The following is a 16,743-nucleotide window of genomic DNA, read 5'->3' as shown; positions in this document are numbered from 1 at the left end:
TATCAGTGCAGAGCGCGAAGGCTATCTAGGGACAGCTGCGCGAGATAGGGTGGCAGGGGGCGTACCGAGCAAGGGTCCGTCGCGCCAAGCGCATGGCGAGGACTGGAAGCACGGATTAACCCCACCGTGGCCCGGCGCAGCTGGGAGGCCCACGCGGTGACGACATCCCATGAAAGGCCACGTAGGCAGACATGCACCGGGTTGGCACCCCACGAGGCCGCTATGACTTACGAGAGTCACCGCCGGGCCCCCGAGGCGCGTCCGGCGGCCCGGATGTGCGGCCCGAGCGCCTAGCACGGCCGTATCTCCGCGAAGATCGGAGCCGAGTCAGCGTCCACACAGGAGCCCAGCTTGCCAAGGTTCCCAGGTTCAGGTGGCGCTGCCACCGTGCGGGAAGACGGCACAGTGCCGGCGGTTGGCGCACAATAAGACAAGGGCACTGGCTACGAATTCACGAGGAACGAGAAGGCCAAGACAATGGAAAGGCCGAAAGCCCAGTGAGAGGCGCAATGATTCTCGCCGACGTGCTCAGACGATAGAAGAGGAGACGGGAGCACGATCACGACACTCGCTCCTGGCGTAGATATAAGGAGGCGGCACGAGCACAGCGCACACGACCTATCGCAGGAAATCCAGGTATGTGTGAGATGAAGGTCGCGGAGGTACCACCGGCCATACTGTCGATTGACGCTCCAACCACGAAGAACAGTGACCCAAAGACATCGCCACCATGTACCAGCGACCACAGCGTGCCAAGTGGCATCAAGCATACTACCACCAAGCGCACTGCGCTGGTTGTTGAAGGAGCAGCCGAGCACGGCAGCATTCAGGCAGATGCGTACGGGAGATCCTCTACGCCCTCTCGAGACCAGGTAGTACCAGTTGATGGCCGAGCGGAGTTCTGCTCGCCACGGTCACAAGGCAGTTTACGATCGACGGCGCCCCTCGGGAGGGCCTTCGAGGACCTTCTGCGGACAAAGGAGGCGCTATGGATGGACCGGCCGAGAAACGGCTCTACCCAAAAACAGGCCGGGACGGGGAGTGTCACGTCCAGGCGGTGTCCAGGACAGGCCCGTCAAGAGCACAGAGTCACAGAAGGAGTAGAGTTAGTGACGTACTGCTCCAGAGACAGGGCACTATCAAGAAAGGCGCACGCCAGGCACAGTACGCCCTACCCTCCGAGGTCACGATCCTTACAGGACGTCGCTCGAGCGCGACTGTGTACGGCCAGTACGGCCCTCGTCACGCGCCGCAGGAATTTTACGAATGTCGACGGCCGGAGGTCTCCCCCGCGCGCATGGGCCGACTCACTCACACGTACCGCGTGCAACCGTCTTCCCGAGGGGTCACAGAGAACCAGCCCGACCGCCCCCGCGCGTGCGGACCGCGGAAGATCTCAGTGTGCCCCGAGCGACCTAGTCCACGGTCCGTGATGTATTGTTTTTTTTTTTTTTTTTCTTGTTCTCACAGTACTCTTTTTTTGTCTGAGTTTAATTTTTTTTCGAGGACCCTCGGCCACCGCACCGTGACGAGGCCTGGCCTGAAGCCCAGCAGGCGGTCCGAGGCCGAGATATCATTCCTATCGAAGGCCAAGCGAGACGAGAACTGCACGGTTGAACCTATGATAGTATGGCACAAATCCGCCGCCCGCGAGTACCTCTATCCAGCAACCCAGGCGACGGGAAGCAACCTGCAGCACGATCGCCGGAAGGCGTGTGAAGAGCCGGGGTGATGCCGCCCAGGTTCCAGGGGATAGAAGACGAGTAACCATCATGTGGTGGAGACATACCGGATTCAAGTTCGGCACAGCAGCGGTGACAGCAGCCACACCGACGCATGTCATCGGCACCTCCGCATGCCGCCATCGCTCTGACGGCATGACGCACTGCCACACAGAGCTCGTTAGGAGTAACACGCGCACAGACCCAGTACACGCTGCCGGATTGGACACGAGCATGAACGAAGCTGCTCAACAGTAGTCGTACGCGCCTCGAACAGCTATCTCACGCCGCACCCCGAGTTGTCCATTATACGCGACCATCTACCGGGCTCCGGCACACGAACTCGCGGTACTCCGTTACGCCGTCGAGGAGAGGGCGAGCAAAGCCGCACAGCCAACCCACGTGATGGTTGAGAGGGACTCGGCTAGGCGCCTGAGGACTTCGATCTAGAACCGCAACATTGTCGGTTGTACTTCTCAGGCCGGCAGTCACATCAGCAGATGCCGACCGTCGTGTCTCCCCGTCATGAGGAACACCGTTAGTGTCTAATCCAGCCTGGGAAGGCACGCAGCGTCCACGCGCCATCTATACCAGGGCCCACTCCGGCGATGGAGCAGCCAAGCTCCGCAAGGAGCCCAGTGAGCGGACGGGTAAAGACAGCGTCAGCTCGCCCGCCTCGCCGGCCGCCCGCCCAGGGCCAGAGAACTGATAGCGACGGCGGGATCACTGCACGAAGTGCGACAAGGAGAGACGGACACGTGGTACGGACACATAGCCAGTCTCCACGCCACAAGAGAGCGCCGCAGCGCGTCGCGTCCTGGATTCGTAGAGCCGGGCAGCACAGAAGACCGCGCCACGCGTCGAGCGGCCACGTGCGCGGTGATGTTCACGCACACGAAGCACGTCGAGTACGGGCCAGCACCTCGCGCCCGTCTCGGGAAGGCCGCAGCAGGGTGACCGAAGGGCGGACCGGGACTCCGACTACGGTGCGCAACGTGCTCGACGCGCCGCCACAGGGAACCACTCCACTAGATTACGATCATGCCGTTCCCAGACACGTCTCCGAACCTCCCACACGAACTTCTCGGGCCGCGAGCGCGCCGATGCCGGCTAGAACACAGCGCCACAGCATGCCATAGCATCACAACAAGGACCCAGGGACGCACATGGCATGCGCGAGCCAAGTATCCCTGACAGTCAACGCGCCGGGTAGACGGACAGATGTCCGCAGGGCCAGTCTCGTCTCGCCGGTCCCTTCGAGCCACGAGACCCTGGCGACGGCCGCTCCACTGTCACAGCAACGCAACGTACACAGTCTGGGGGTCTCAATAACGAAGACGATCAGCCGGCAACGTATGTCGCAAGCACTACGTTGAGCGTAAGAGCAGGCCGCGTTCCCATCCCTCCTGTATCGGGGTGGAGCAGCGTCCACGACCCGACGAGGATTCAACCGCCGTCGAAGCCGGCGGGCGAGATGCCACGCGTCAGCGACTTTACGACGGCGTAACACGGGCGAATTGACGCGCACGGCACCACACATGTCCACCGCGGCCGGGCGTTCAGTGCCGAGCACAGAGACGCCACCGAGTGAACCACAAGCCTCGCACCGACCAGAAGTCCCGCCCCCAAAGGTCGGTGAGGACCCAGCTCCGCGGGTCTGACCACCACACCCCCCTCTCTAAGACCGCTGCGAGGATCGACCCGGCGCACAGCAGCTCGGCCACCAGACAGCTCCATAAGGCCGTCGAGGCGGGGAGGAGGCGTGCAACATGCGATCGGGAATTGGTGAAAGAAACGACGCAAGTGGAGCTTACAACGGCCATGCGGCCCTTTCAGCGGCGGTGGCTAGCAAACAAACGCACGGGAGTTGCCGTAGAGGTCAGGCTCACTCCGTCGCCGCCTCCAGCCAGGTGTGTCGCGTCACCGACGTCCCGCGCACCGGATGTCGGTGCGCGGATGTAGTACACTGTCGCACACCAGCTAAGCGCGCAACACCGGAGCTGTTGGGTCCGGGGCGCCTCCATTCCCTGACGCGAGTAGGCGGGAGCGTGAGGCGGGATCACGATCAGCCGCGCGTGACCCACGGTCGGGCCACGGGGACAGGCGTGCACGCTGGGTGACGTGCACCGCCTCATACGAACATTCACTCCGAGCAGACACCACAGGTGTGAGCACTCAGACTTCTGGGCCGTGTGCTAGCTGCATGGGGCTGTGCGCACGTGGGCGGTGTCACAGAGGAAGCGGCGGCGACGGCGCTCCACCGGGTGGCCGTCGTCGGGGTCTCGCTCGCCCTGTGCCTGGTGCTGGCGCTGCGGCGGCGCGCGCCCGAGAAGATGCTGCTGCTGGCGACGGTCGCCGGGCTGGCGCAGCTGGCGTTCGACGTCCAGTTCAACATCTACGACCTCCCGATGCTGATCGTCGTCTACACGGCCGCGTCCGGCACGACCGCTGGGGCGTCCCGGTTCGCGCTGGTGGGCGGGCTGGCGGCGCCGTTCCTGTACTGGTGGCGCTGGCCGGACGTGACCAGCGACAAACCTCACCCACGAGATCTTCAACCACGCCTTCGCCGCCCTCCCCTTCCTCCTCGCCTGGGTCCTCGGCGACCGGATGCGCACCCGCCGGGCCTACTGGGCCCAGCTGGAGGAGCGCGCCGAGCGGCTGGAGAAGGAGCGCGAGCAGCAGTCGAAGATGGCCGTCGCCGCGGAGCGCGCGCGCATCGCCCGCGAGCTGCACGACGTCGTCGCGCACAACGTGTCGGTCATGGTGGTGCAGGCCGACGGCGCCGCGTACGTCCTCGACTCCTCGCCCGAGACGGCCAAGCAGGCGCTGGAGACGATCTCCGGCACCGGGGCGCCAGGCCCTCGCCGAGATGCGCCGCCTGCTCGGCGTGCTGCGCTCGGAGGAGGGCGCCCCGTCCGGCGGCGAGTACGTCCCGCAGCCCGACGTGGAGCAGATCGACGAGCTCGTCGAGCAGGTGCGCGGGGCCGGGCTGCCGGTCGAGTACAAGATCGAGGGCAGCGCCCGGCCGCTGCCCAGCGGCGTGGAGCTGACGGCGTACCGGATCGTCCAGGAAGCGCTCACCAACACCCGCAAGCACGGCGGGCCGGACGTCGGTGCCAGCGTGCGGCTCACCTACTTCGACGACGGGCTCGGGCTGCTCGTCGAGGACGACGGCCGGGGCGCGCAGCACGAGCTCTACGAATCGGGCGGGGCGGACGGGATGGGGCACGGCCTCATCGGGATGCGCGAGCGCGTCGGCATGGTCGGGGGCACGCTGGATGCGGGGCCGCGGCCGGGCGGCGGCTTCCGGATCAGCGTGCTGCTGCCGGCCCGGCCGGGGCGCTGAGCGCTCGCCCTTCCTCTCGCTTCGCTCCTCTCGCTCCTCCTCGTTCTCGGAAAGGGACTCTCTGCATGACGATCCGCGTGATGCTCGTCGACGATCAGGCGCTCCTGCGTACCGGCTTCCGCATGGTGCTGGCCGCCCAGCCGGACATGGAGGTCGTCGCCGAGGCCGGTGACGGCGCGGAGGCGCTGGACGTCCTGGCCGCGACGGCGGTGGACGTGGTGCTGATGGACGTCCGCATGCCGCGGATGGACGGGGTGGAGGCGACGCGGCGCATCTGCCTCCGGGAGAACGCACCGAAGGTGCTCATCCTGACCACCTTCGACCTCGACGAGTACGCCTTCTCCGCGCTGAAGGTCGGGGCGAGCGGCTTCATGCTCAAGGACGTGCCGCCGGCCGAGCTGCTGGGCGCGATCCGCGCCGTCCACAGCGGTGACGCGGTGGTGGCCCCGAGCACGACGCGGCGGCTCCTCGACCGCTTCACCCCGATGCTGCCCGGGACCGCCCCCAAGTCGGCCGACACGCAGATCGGGCGGCTGACGGACCGGGAGCGGGAGGTGATGCTGCTGGTGGCGCAGGGGCTGTCGAACGGGGAGATCGCGGGGCGGCTGGTGCTGTCGGAGGCGACGGTGAAGACGCACGTGGGGCGGATTCTGACGAAGTTGGGCCTGCGGGACCGGGTGCAGGTGGTGGTGATGGCGTACGAGAGCGGGCTGGTGCGGGCGGGCGGGGGCGGGTTGTAGCCCCCTGCTCGTAGCCCCCTGCTCGTAGCCCCCTGCTCGTAGCCCCCTGCTCGTAGCCCCCTGCTCGTAGCCCCCTGCTTGTGGCCCCTAGCGGAGTACGCCCTCCAGGAAGTCGCTCCCCAGCCGGGCCACCACCGTCAGGTCCAGCTGGTGGAGCACGTACCGGCCGCGGCGCCGGGTGGTGAGCAGCCCGGCCTTCTTCAGCACCGCGAGGTGCCGGGACGCCTCCGGCGCGCTGATGCCGTGCTCGGTGGCCAGCTCGCCGGTGGTGCAGGCGCTGCGCGCCAGCCAGCGGCACATGCGCAGGCGCATCGGGTGGGCCAGGGCCTCCATGCGCAGCTTGAGCAGTCCCAGCGAGGCCGGATCCGGCAGTTCGGGCGTGCCGACCGGATAGTGGATCACTGGCCGCCAGCCCGGCGCGGACAGGACGAGCAGGTGCGGCCAGCCCAGGGAGGAGGGGACGAGCGTGATGCCCGGGCCCACCGCGGGGTCCAGGGCCGTGGCGCGGCCGGAGGACAGCTTGTCGACGGTGATGCGGGTCCCGCGGTCGTCCACCGACACCGCGGGCGACACCTCGGCCAGCGCCTCGCGCAGCCCGCGGCGGCGCAGTACCTCCGTCTTGTGCCGCACGTCCGTCGCGAGCTGGACGCCCACCCGGCGCCAGACGTCCCCGAAGAACGCCTGCTCGCAGTCCTCCATCAGGCGCCGCACCCAGGCCCGTACCCCGGGCGGGTCCTCCAGCAGCCGCTGGGCGAACACCACGTTCCGCGGGCCGCGGGCCGCCGCGCGCTCCAGGGTGAGGGCGCGGGACCGTTCGTCGTGCAGCGGCGAGCCGACGGAGGCGTCCGCGTAGTAGCCGGAGCAGGAGACGTCGAGGGCGGCCTCGACGAACCGCTCGTCGTCCAGCCGGTCGAGCATGTCCAGGTCGTCCGCGAGCGTGGCGCCCGCCCTGCCCTCGGCCGAGGGCAGGGCCGCCAGCGGCAGGAAGATGTCGGAGAAGACCGACCCCCACAGGAAGTCCGCCTCGCAGAGCCGGTCGGCGAGGTCGGGTTTCAGCCCTGCGGCCGTCGCGGTCACCCAGCCGTGCAGCCCGGGGTGGTGCGAGGGCTCGGCGAGCACGTGCAGGGCATGACCCAGCTCGGCCAGGGGCGACGCGGCGAACAGCACGCGGTCGGGCGGCAGGCCCGCGATGTCGATCGTCACGCTCATGTGTCTCATTCTGGGCCTCCCGTGACGGGCGCGTTGATCATTTGACGGTCCTCGTCAATCCACGGGCCACGGAGGGTGGACGGGGCGCACGGTGAGGGCATGAACGCGACCCAGCAGCACATGCTCGACAGCTACCGCGCCCTTCAGCAGGGTGTTCCCGTGCCGCCTGCGCCGGGGACGGACGAGATCCGTACGGTGCGGGAGATCTTTGCGTGGCGGGAGTTCCGCCGGGTGCTGGCGGGGCGGGTTGTCCGTCGGCGGTCCTTCGCGGCGCGGCCCGCCTCGGCCGCGGCTTCGGCCGTGCCGGCGCCGGTGCGTGTGCCGGAGGAGGGGCGCTGCCGCTGAGGTGGGGGGAGTTTGCCCCGGTCCCGCCCTTTCACCGTTTCCCGGGGGAGACCCCCGGCCCCCATCCGCCCTTCGGGCGGAGTCCTCAAGCGCCGGACGGGCTGAAAATCAGCCCGTCCGGCGCTTGAGGACAAACCCGCGCGGAGCGCGGCGAGAAACGGTGAAAGGGCGGGACCGGGGCAAACTCCACCCCCACGGCGCCCGCGCCCGAGCGCGTAGCATGACAGCGGAATCGTCCGGTACCCCCGCGGACTGGAACGGAAGGCATCCCGCCGCGTGAACGCTCAACACACCTCCGGGCAGACGAGCCCGCAGGACCGCCCCGCCCGGCTCACCGTCGGCGTCGTCGGCGCCGGCCGCGTGGGCCCCGTGCTCGCCGCCTCGCTCGCCCTCGCAGGACACCGGCCCGTCGCCGTCTCCGGCGTCTCCGACGCCTCGCTGCGCCGGGCCGCGGACATCCTGCCCGGCGTCCCCGTCGTACCCCCCGCCGAGGTGCTGGCCCGGGCCGAGCTGGTCCTGCTCACCGTCCCCGACGACGTCCTGCCGGGGCTGGTCGCCGGGCTCGCCGAGACCGGGGCCGTCCGCCCCGGACAGCTGCTCGTCCACACCTCGGGGCGGCACGGCGCGGCGGTCCTCGACCCCGCGACCCGGGCCGGGGCCCTGCCGCTCGCCCTGCACCCGGCCATGACCTTCACCGGCACCGCCGTGGACATCCAGCGGCTGGCCGGCTGCTCCTTCGGCGTCACCGCCCCGGAGGAGCTGCGGCTGGCCGCGGAGGCGCTGGTCATCGAGATGGGCGGCGAGCCCGAGTGGATCGACGAGGCCGCCCGGCCGCTCTACCACGCGGCCCTCGCCATCGGCTCCAACCACCTGGTGACCCTGATCGCCCAGGCCATGGAGCTGCTCGGCACGGCGGGCGTCGCCCACCCGGCCCGGATGCTCGGCCCCCTGCTCGGGGCCGCCCTCGACAACGCGCTGCGCAGCGGCGACGCGGCGCTGACCGGCCCGGTCGCCCGCGGCGACGCGGGCACCGTGGCCGCGCACGTCGCCCAGCTGCGCACGCACGCGCCCCAGGCCGTGGCCGGCTACCTGGCGATGGCCCGCACCACCGCCGACCGCGCCCTCACGCACGGCCTGCTCAAGCCGGAACTGGCGGAAGACCTGCTCGACGTCCTCTCGAACACGACGGACGGCGTGGACGGAGGAGACCTGTGACCGACCTGCTCATCGGCGACGCGGCCGCGCTGCGCGCCCTGCCGGGCACCGGCGCCGGCCCCCGCGCCGTCGTAATGACCATGGGCGCCCTGCACGAGGGCCACGCCACCCTGATCCGCGAGGCCCGCAGGATCGCCGGGCCGGACGGGCAGGTCGTCGTCACCGTCTTCGTCAACCCGCTCCAGTTCGGCCCGAACGAGGACCTCGACCGCTACCCGCGCACCCTGGAGGCCGACCTCGCGCTGGCCGCGGAGGCCGGCGCGGACGCGGTCTTCGCGCCCTCCGTCGCCGAGGTCTACCCGGGCGGGGAGCCCGAGGTCCGCGTCACCGCCGGAGCCATGGGCGCGCGTCTCGAAGGCGCCCACCGCCCCGGGCACTTCGACGGCGTCCTCACCGTCGTCGCCAAGCTGCTCCACCTCACCGCGCCCGACGTCGCCCTGTTCGGGCAGAAGGACGCCCAGCAGCTGGCGCTGATCCGCCGCATGGCGCGCGACCTCAACTTCCCCGTGGAGATCGTCGGCGTCCCCACGGTCCGCGAGGGCGACAACGTGGCCCTCTCCAGCCGCAACCGCTACCTCTCGGTCGCCGACCGGGCCTCCGCGCTGGAGCTTTCCCGCGCGCTGCTCACGGGGAAGGCCGCCGTCGCGCAGGGCCCGGCCGCCGTGCGCCGCGCCGCCCGCGCCGTCCTCGACGCGGCGGCCACGGCGGAGCCCCCCGTCGTCCTCGACTACCTGGCCCTGGTCGACCCGGCCGACTTCACCGAGGTTGCCGACGGGCACACCGGCGAGGCGATCCTGGCCGTCGCCGCCAAGGTGGGCACCACCCGCCTCATCGACAACATGCCGATCACCTTCGGCACAGGGGAGCGCTCATGAGCGGCAGCGGGATACGACTCGCGTCACCCGCCCCCGGCTGGTCCGTCGACGCCGACGTCGTCGTCATCGGCTCCGGCGTCGCCGGCCTCACCGTCGCACTGCGCTGCGCCGCCGGCGGTGCGGACGTCGCCGTCGTCACCAAGGCCTGCCTGGACGACGGCTCCACCCGCTGGGCCCAGGGCGGCATAGCGGCCGCCCTCGGCGAGGGGGACACCCCGGAGCAGCACCTGGACGACACGCTCGTCGCCGGCGTCGGCCTGTGCGACGAGGAGGCCGTGCGGGCGCTCGTCACCGAGGGCCCCGACGCCGTCCGCCGGCTCATCGCCACCGGTGCCCGCTTCGACTCCGACGCCGCGACCGGCGAGATCCTGCTGACCCGCGAGGGCGGCCACCGCCGCCGCCGCATCGCCCACGCCGGCGGCGACGCGACCGGCGCGGAGATCTCCCGTGCGCTGGTGGCGGCCGTGCGCGACGCCGGGATCCGGATCATCGAGCACGCGCTCGTCCTCGACCTTCTCGAGGACGGCGACGGGCGGGCCGCCGGGGTCCTGCTGCACGTCATGGGCGAGGGCCAGCACGACGGCGTCGGCGCCGTCCGGGCCGGGGCCGTCGTCCTGGCCACCGGCGGCATGGGTCAGATCTTCTCCGCGACCACCAACCCGTCCGTCTCCACCGGTGACGGCGTCGCGCTCGCGCTGCGCGCCGGCGCCGAGGTCTCCGACCTGGAGTTCGTCCAGTTCCACCCCACCGTGCTGTGGCTCGGCCCGGACGCCGAGGGGCAGCAGCCCCTGGTGTCGGAGGCCGTCCGCGGCGAGGGCGCCCACCTGGTGGACGCGGACGGCGTCCGCTTCATGATCGGACAGCACGAACTCGCCGAACTGGCCCCGCGCGACATCGTCGCCAAGGGCATCACGCGGCGCATGCAGGAGACGGGCGCCGAGCACATGTACCTCGACGCCCGGCACTTCGGCGCCGCCATGTGGGCCGAGCGCTTCCCCACGATCCTGGCCGCGTGCCGCGCCCACGGCATCGACCCGGTGACCGAGCCGATCCCGGTCGCCCCGGCCGCGCACTACGCGTCCGGCGGCGTCCGCACCGACCTGCGCGGCCGGACGACCGTCCCCGGCCTGTACGCGTGCGGCGAGGTCGCGTGCACCGGCGTGCACGGCGCGAACCGGCTCGCCTCCAACTCCCTCCTGGAAGGCCTCGTCTTCGCCGAGCGCATCGCGGCGGACATCGCCGCGTCCCACCGTCCGGCGGGCGAGGGCGTCCCGGCGGCGGAGACCGAGCGCCTGGTCGCGCCGGAGACCCGGTTCGCGGTCCAGCGCGTGATGACGGCCGGCGCCGGCGTGCTCCGCTCCCGGGAGAGCCTGGAACGGGCGGCCGCCGAGCTGGCCCGGATCGAGGAGACCGCCGACAAGGCCGTCGAGCCCGGCACCGACGCGTGGGAGGCGACCAACCTGCTGCTCGTCGCCCGCGTCCTGGTCGCCGCGGCGCTCCGGCGCGAGGAGACCCGGGGCAGCCACTGGCGCGAGGACCGGCCCGACCGGGACGATGCCGCCTGGCGCAGGCACGTTCTCGTCACCCTCCGCCCGGACCGTACCCTGGCGGTCTCCACCACCGAGACGGCCGCGTTCCCGCCGGCGTCCCCGCCTTCCGCAGCACCGAGGAGCACCGCGTGAGCACCCCCGAGAACCTCCAGTACCGGCTGGGCACCTTCATCGACGAACCGGGCTGCGGCGACGGCTGCGCCTGCGGCGAGGGCCCGTCCGCCTACGAGTGCGGGCTCGACGAGTCCCTCGCCGCGCTGCTGGCCGAGGCCGGGCTGGACCCCGTGCTCGTCGAGGAGATCGCGCACATGGCCGTCGAGGAGGACCTCGACGGCGGCGTGGACGTCACCTCCGTCGCGACCGTCCCCGAAGACGCCGTCGCCACCGGCGACTTCACCGCCCGCGAGGCGGGCACCGTGGCCGGCCTGCGGGTCGCCGAGGCGATCCTCTCGGTCGTCTGCACCGACGCCTTCGAGGTCGAGCGGCACGTCGAGGACGGCGACCGGGTCGAAGCGGGCCGGCCGCTGCTGTCCGTCCGCACCCGCACCCGCGACCTGCTGACCGCCGAGCGCAGCATGCTCAACCTGCTGTGCCGCCTCTCCGGCATCGCCACCGCCACCCGCGCCTGGGCCGACGCCCTGGAGGGCACCGGGGCGGCCGTCCGCGACACCCGCAAGACCACCCCCGGGCTGCGGGCGCTTGAGAAGTACGCGGTCCGCTGCGGCGGCGGGGTCAACCACCGGATGTCCCTGTCGGACGCCGCGCTCGTCAAGGACAACCACGTCGTCGCCGCCGGCGGGGTGGCCGAGGCGTTCAAGGCCGTCCGGGAGCGCTTCCCCGACCTGCCGATCGAGGTCGAGGTGGACCGCATCGACCAGATCCCGCCGGTGCTCGCCGAGGGCGCCGACCTGATCATGCTCGACAACTTCACCGTCGAGGCCACCCGCGAGGCCGTCGCCCTGGTCGCCGGCCGCGCCCGGCTGGAGTCCTCGGGCCGGCTCACCCTCGACAACGCCCGCACCTACGCCGCCACCGGCGTGGACTACCTGGCCGTCGGCTCGCTCACCCACTCCTCGCCGATCCTCGACATAGGGCTCGACCTGCGCGAGGAGCGGTCCGAGCAGGGGGAACCGGTCTGATGCTGCTCACCATCGACGTCGGCAACACCCAGACGGTCCTCGGCCTCTTCGACGGCGAGGAGATCGTCGAGCACTGGCGCATCTCGACGGACGCCCGCCGCACGGCCGACGAACTCGCCGTCCTCTTCCAGGGTCTGATGGGCCGTCACCCGCTGCTCGGCGAGGACCTGGGCGAGGGCATCGGCGGCATCGCCATCTGTTCCACGGTCCCCTCCGTGCTGCACGAGATGCGCGAGGTGACCCGCCGCTACTACGGCGACGTGCCCGCCGTCCTGGTCGAGCCCGGCGTCCGCACCGGGGTGCCGATCCTCATGGACAACCCCAAGGAGGTCGGCGCCGACCGCATCATCAACGCGGTCGCCGCCGTCGAGCTCTACGGCGGCCCGTGCATCGTCGTCGACTTCGGCACGGCGACGACGTTCGACGCGGTGAGCGCGCGCGGGGAGTACGTCGGCGGGGTCATCTCGCCCGGCATCGAGATCTCCGTCGAGGCGCTGGGCGTGAAGGGCGCCCAGCTCCGCAAGATCGAACTGGCCCGTCCGCGGAGCGTCATCGGCAAGAACACGGTCGAGGCGATGCAGTCCGGCATCATCCACGGCTTCGCCGGCCAGGTCGACGGCGTCGTCAACCGCATGGCCCGCGAGCTGGCCGAGGACCCCGACGACGTCACCGTCATCGCGACGGGCGGCCTGGCCCCCCTGGTCCTCGGCGAGGCGACGGTGATCGACGAGCACGAGCCGTGGCTGACGTTGATCGGCCTGCGGCTGGTGTACGAGCGGAACGTGGCGCGGACGTAGGGCGCCCCGCCGGCCTCGCCGGAATTCCCCCGCCCCGCCCTTTCCCGTTTCCGTGGGGGCTGCGCCCCCTGGACCCCCGAAGCGCCCTCCGGGCGCTGTCCTCAAACGCCGGACGGGCTGAATCAGCCCGTCCGGCGTTTGAGGACGAACGCGCCGCAGGCGCGTTGCCCGGGTCCAGGGGGCGCAGCCCCTGCGAGAAACGGTGAAAGGGCGGGGCGGGGAGAAAAAGACCACGCCGCGCCACACACCACCGGTAAGCGAAAATTGTCCGTTTAGCACTTAAAGTCGCCCCATGCCAACGCCCTATGGATCCCGCGGCGGCATGGCGTTCAGCGCGGACGAGCTGCGCGTCCTGCGCCGTGCCCTCGCCATCGCCCTCCAGCCCCGCACCGAGCCCACCGGGACGCACGAGATGCATGAGCAGCGCGAGATGTGCGAGTTGCACGAAACCACCGGAACCACCGGAACCACCGGAACCACCGGAGCCACCGGAACCGGTGGAGCCGGCGAAATCGGCGAAATCGGCGAATCCCGCGAGAAACAGAAATGCCTCCGGCTCGCCCGGGCCGTGGACGAAGCCGCCCGCGAGAGCGGCCGGCTGAGCGCCTTCCTCCGCGCGGATCTCGCCCGCTACCGCGCTGCTCTCCCCGGCACCGCCCCCGGCTACCTGGCGCGGCTCCAGGACGCCCTCGCGGCCGGCCACCGGCCCGGCGCCGAGGACCTGGCCGCCCTCCGCACCCTGTGCGCCGCCCCGGCCGGCCCGGCCGAGACGGTCCGCCGCCACGCCCTCCTGCGGCGCTGTGAGCGCGCGCACCGCGCGGAGGCCGCCGTACCGCGCTCCCGCGCCCTGCGCGCCGCGGAGAGCCCCAAGCCGGGCGCCAAGCCCGCCCCCAAGCCCGGCACGGCTCCCGCGCCGGAGCGGCCCAGGACGCCGCCCGCGCCGCCGCCCGGCGCACCCCGGCCCGACCGCCCCATTCCCACCCCCGGCGAGGTCTTTCCGCCCCGCCGCAAACCGGCGCCGCCGCCCGGGAGCCGGGTCCCGCAGGGACCGCCCGTGGCGCACGCGTAATCTGGTCGGGTCGCCAACCGATTCCAGAACCGAAGGAGCCGACGGCCATGGACTATGTCGCCGCGCTGGTCCCGCCCGTGGTGATGGCGGTCGCTTTCACCGCGCTGGTCGTGACGATCGTCAAGAGCCAGGGTGGTGCGAACAAGGGCAAGGAAGACGCGATCGTCGACGCGGCGTTCGCCCGTGCCGAGGCCGCCACGGCGGAAGGCAAGGCCTCCGGGGCCTGAACCCGAGAGGAAACCCGCGCACCGGGGCGTGCGGCTCGGAAGAGTATTTCCGGGCCGCACGCCCTTTTTCCGCCGTCGGCTTGCCCGCCGCCTTGCCGTCACCCCGCGATAAACCGGCATTCGAGACATCTCCCACTATTATTCGCGTGTGGTTCGACGCCTCGGTGATCTGGAAGACGCCGTCATGACGCGCGTGTGGGAGTGGAACCGGCCGGTCACTGTTCGAGAAGTCCTCGAAGACCTTCAGCAGGAACGGTCGATCGCCTACACCACCGTGATGACCGTAATGGACAACCTGTATCAGAAGGGCTGGCTGCGGCGGGAAGCGGAAGGCCGCGCCTATCGATATGAGGCGGTCTCCAACCGCGCCGCCTACTCGGCCGCACTGATGAACGAAGCGTGGTCGGTCAGCGACAACCCCGCGGCCGCTCTCGTCGCCTTCTTCGGCATGATGTCGGCCGAACAACGCGAAGCCCTCCGCGACGCGATCCGGGTCGTGCAACTCGACGGACCCGCGGACGGAGCCCCGCCCGCCGGGCGATAGCGTCCGGTTATGCCCGCAGCAACTGACCGGCCCACCTCCGCAAAAGTCGTCACCGTCCGCCGGGCCCGGACCTCCGACGTGCCCGCCGTGCGCCGGCTCATCAACGCCTACGCCCGCGACGGGATCCTGCTCGACAAAGCCACCGTGACCCTTTACGAGGACATCCAGGAGTTCTGGGTCGCGGAACGGGACGAAGACGGTACGGTCATCGGATGCGGCGCACTGCACGTGATGTGGGAAGACCTCGCGGAGGTCCGCACGCTGGCCGTCGACCGGGCGGCCAAGGGCGGCGGAGTCGGCCACGCGCTCCTCGACAAGCTCCTGCAGACGGCGCGCTGGCTGGGGGTGCGGCGCATTTTCTGCCTCACCTTCGAAGTCGAGTTCTTCGCGAAGCACGGCTTCGCCGAGATCGGTGAGACCCCGGTGGACGGTGATGTCTACAGCGAGCTGCTGCGCTCCTATGACGAGGGTGTTGCCGAGTTCCTGGGTCTCGAACGGGTGAAGCCGAACACCCTTGGCAACAGCCGGATGCTTCTGCATCTGTGATGGCCGGGCCCTTATGTCCGAATGTCCGAATCGCGCCACTGTCGTGCCGTCCTGGAAGCCTCCGTTCCCGTGCGGAACGGTGACTGAACCTTCCCCGGGGGTTTGTGTTTTTCCGGGAAAGGCGGTTTGCTATTCCTCCGTAATCCCTTTTCTGCTGATGAAAGGAATCCCCCCGTGGCGCAGAAGGTTCAGGTCCTTCTTGTCGACGACCTCGACGGCGGCGAGGCGGACGAGACGGTGACGTTCGCCCTGGACGGCAAGTCGTACGAGATCGACCTCACCACCGACAACGCCGACAAGCTGCGCGGGCTGCTCGAGCCGTACGCCAAGAACGGCCGCCGCACCGGTGGTCGCTCGGCCGGCCGGGCACGGGGCCGCGCCGCCTCCGCCGGCAGCCCGGACACCGCCAAGATCCGCGCGTGGGCCAAGGAGAACGGTTACAACGTCAACGACCGGGGCCGTGTCCCGGCCGAGATCCGTGAGGCGTACGAGAAGGCCAACGGCTGATCTCCGTCGGCCGTCCCCTGCGCGACCGTCCGGCGCGCAGCAACCGGGCCCGGTGGCACTCCGTCGCCGCCGCGCTCACGAGCCGTACGAGATCGGGGGCGTCGGTGTCCGTGCCGCCCCCGAGGCCGGTCACCGGAAGGGTCGGCTCCAACTCGCACCCAGGCCGGGGAGGCCGCACCCATACGGCCTCCCGCGGATCGGGCGGGTCCCCCGCCCGGGGGCGTCGCACCGGGGCCGGCGCGACGATCCGGCCGCCCGGGCCCCGCACCGCGAGGTCCAGGGCGATCCCGTCCCACTCCAGCCAGCGGAGCAGCTCCGGCAGCTCCTCGGCGCTGCCCGCGGCGGTCAGGAACCAGAGCGTTCCGCTCCGCCGGTCCAGCGCGGCCGGGCCCACCCGGCGGACGCGTCCCAGCACGGCGAAGCCCGCCGCGGCGGGCATGCCCAGGGCGTCGAAACGCACCCCGGTCACGAGGGAGGGGGGCGGCCCGTCCGTCACGGTCCAGCCCAGCTCGTCCTCGTACCAACGGCGCAGCGGCGCGGCGTCCAGGGGGGCGCGGGGGCCGGGCAGGACGGCAGTCATGAACGGTGCAACTGTGCCGGGTCCCCGAGGTTACGCACGGTCCAGGGCCGGGCACGCTCCGTATAGGGCTTGAGGGGCGCATGGGCGCCTCCGGCGGCGCGAGGGTGTTCGCCCATAGCGGAGTGCGCGGGGTCGCGCCGCATGGAGTGTCCGTGCCGGAGGGTAGGACATTCCCCGTGGGGAGAGGCGATACCGCAGGGCTTTGGGGGCATTTGCCGGGAAGATCCCGAGGTGTGACGAGCCGTGCCGCGCAGGGAGTGCGTTCGCCATCGGCGTAGTGGTGGTGAGCGTATATGCCTGGCCTGCGGGAACATCGTCTCCCACCATCGGGTT

General features: G+C 70.9%; 14 protein-coding genes and 1 pseudogene. 13 read left to right on the top strand and 2 right to left on the bottom strand.

Translation table 11 applies throughout. The features are described from left to right. Nucleotides 1-3,913: 3,913 nt before the first annotated feature. Together ABD794_RS03890 and ABD794_RS03885 are read left to right on the top strand one after the other, a co-directional pair. A pseudogene (locus tag ABD794_RS03890) lies at nt 3,914-5,067 on the top strand (sensor histidine kinase). Between the two features lie 65 nt (nt 5,068-5,132). After that, nucleotides 5,133-5,807, top strand: a complete 675-nt coding sequence (locus ABD794_RS03885) for a response regulator transcription factor (RefSeq protein ID WP_344960906.1) — start codon at nt 5,133-5,135, stop codon at nt 5,805-5,807. An 87-nt stretch (nt 5,808-5,894) separates the two neighbouring features. On the opposite strand, the gene ABD794_RS03880 is transcribed toward ABD794_RS03885, so the two are convergent. After that, on the bottom strand, nt 5,895-7,016 hold the full coding sequence (locus tag ABD794_RS03880) for a DUF5937 family protein (protein ID WP_344960905.1): 1,122 nt from the start codon (nt 7,014-7,016) through the stop codon (nt 5,895-5,897). A 99-nt stretch (nt 7,017-7,115) separates the two neighbouring features. Here ABD794_RS03880 and ABD794_RS03875 point away from each other — a divergent pair, with 99 nt between their 5' ends. The 11 genes from ABD794_RS03875 (at nt 7,116) to ABD794_RS03825 (ending at nt 15,830) form a co-directional block, all read left to right on the top strand. After that, nucleotides 7,116-7,361 (top strand): hypothetical protein, encoded by a 246-nt coding sequence (locus tag ABD794_RS03875; protein WP_344960904.1) that lies wholly within the window; start codon nt 7,116-7,118, stop codon nt 7,359-7,361. A 276-nt stretch (nt 7,362-7,637) separates the two neighbouring features. Next, on the top strand, nt 7,638-8,576 hold the full coding sequence (locus ABD794_RS03870; RefSeq protein WP_344960903.1) for a Rossmann-like and DUF2520 domain-containing protein: 939 nt from the start codon (nt 7,638-7,640) through the stop codon (nt 8,574-8,576). Continuing rightward, on the top strand, nt 8,573-9,451 hold the full coding sequence (panC, locus tag ABD794_RS03865; protein ID WP_344960902.1) for a pantoate--beta-alanine ligase: 879 nt from the start codon (nt 8,573-8,575) through the stop codon (nt 9,449-9,451). The genes ABD794_RS03870 and panC overlap by 4 nt, the downstream gene beginning before the upstream one ends. After that, entirely contained in the window at nt 9,448-11,133 is a 1,686-nt protein-coding gene (locus ABD794_RS03860) for an L-aspartate oxidase (protein WP_344960901.1), read from the top strand. Before panC ends, ABD794_RS03860 begins: the two co-directional genes overlap by 4 nt. Beyond that, complete coding sequence (gene nadC / locus ABD794_RS03855) at nt 11,130-12,140, top strand: carboxylating nicotinate-nucleotide diphosphorylase (RefSeq protein WP_425585915.1); 1,011 nt, start codon at nt 11,130-11,132, stop codon at nt 12,138-12,140. Before ABD794_RS03860 ends, nadC begins: the two co-directional genes overlap by 4 nt. After that, complete coding sequence (locus ABD794_RS03850; RefSeq protein WP_344960900.1) at nt 12,140-12,937, top strand: type III pantothenate kinase; 798 nt, start codon at nt 12,140-12,142, stop codon at nt 12,935-12,937. Before nadC ends, ABD794_RS03850 begins: the two co-directional genes overlap by 1 nt. Before the next feature lie 292 nt (nt 12,938-13,229). Then, a complete protein-coding gene (locus ABD794_RS03845) occupies nt 13,230-14,006 on the top strand; it encodes a hypothetical protein (RefSeq protein ID WP_425585914.1) in 777 nt (258 codons plus the stop codon). Nucleotides 14,007-14,053: 47 nt separating this feature from the next. Then, the gene (locus ABD794_RS03840) at nt 14,054-14,233 is read left to right on the top strand and encodes a hypothetical protein (protein ID WP_344960898.1); all 180 of its coding nucleotides are present in this window, start codon (nt 14,054-14,056) and stop codon (nt 14,231-14,233) included. A 148-nt stretch (nt 14,234-14,381) separates the two neighbouring features. Next, nucleotides 14,382-14,777 (top strand): BlaI/MecI/CopY family transcriptional regulator, encoded by a 396-nt coding sequence (locus tag ABD794_RS03835; RefSeq protein WP_199892159.1) that lies wholly within the window; start codon nt 14,382-14,384, stop codon nt 14,775-14,777. Nucleotides 14,778-14,786: 9 nt separating this feature from the next. Next, the gene (locus ABD794_RS03830; protein WP_344960897.1) at nt 14,787-15,323 is read left to right on the top strand and encodes an amino-acid N-acetyltransferase; all 537 of its coding nucleotides are present in this window, start codon (nt 14,787-14,789) and stop codon (nt 15,321-15,323) included. A gap of 174 nt (nt 15,324-15,497) precedes the next feature. Beyond that, on the top strand, nt 15,498-15,830 hold the full coding sequence (locus tag ABD794_RS03825; RefSeq protein WP_344960896.1) for a histone-like nucleoid-structuring protein Lsr2: 333 nt from the start codon (nt 15,498-15,500) through the stop codon (nt 15,828-15,830). On the opposite strand, the gene ABD794_RS03820 is transcribed toward ABD794_RS03825, so the two are convergent. After that, nucleotides 15,769-16,410 (bottom strand): SCO3374 family protein, encoded by a 642-nt coding sequence (locus ABD794_RS03820; protein WP_344960895.1) that lies wholly within the window; start codon nt 16,408-16,410, stop codon nt 15,769-15,771. The genes ABD794_RS03825 and ABD794_RS03820 overlap by 62 nt on opposite strands. Nucleotides 16,411-16,743 lie beyond the last annotated feature (333 nt).

The sequence above is a fragment of the Streptomyces thioluteus genome (assembly GCF_039535865.1).
Note: the sequence above shows the minus strand (reverse complement) of the source record. Positions and strands in the feature narration are given on the sequence as shown.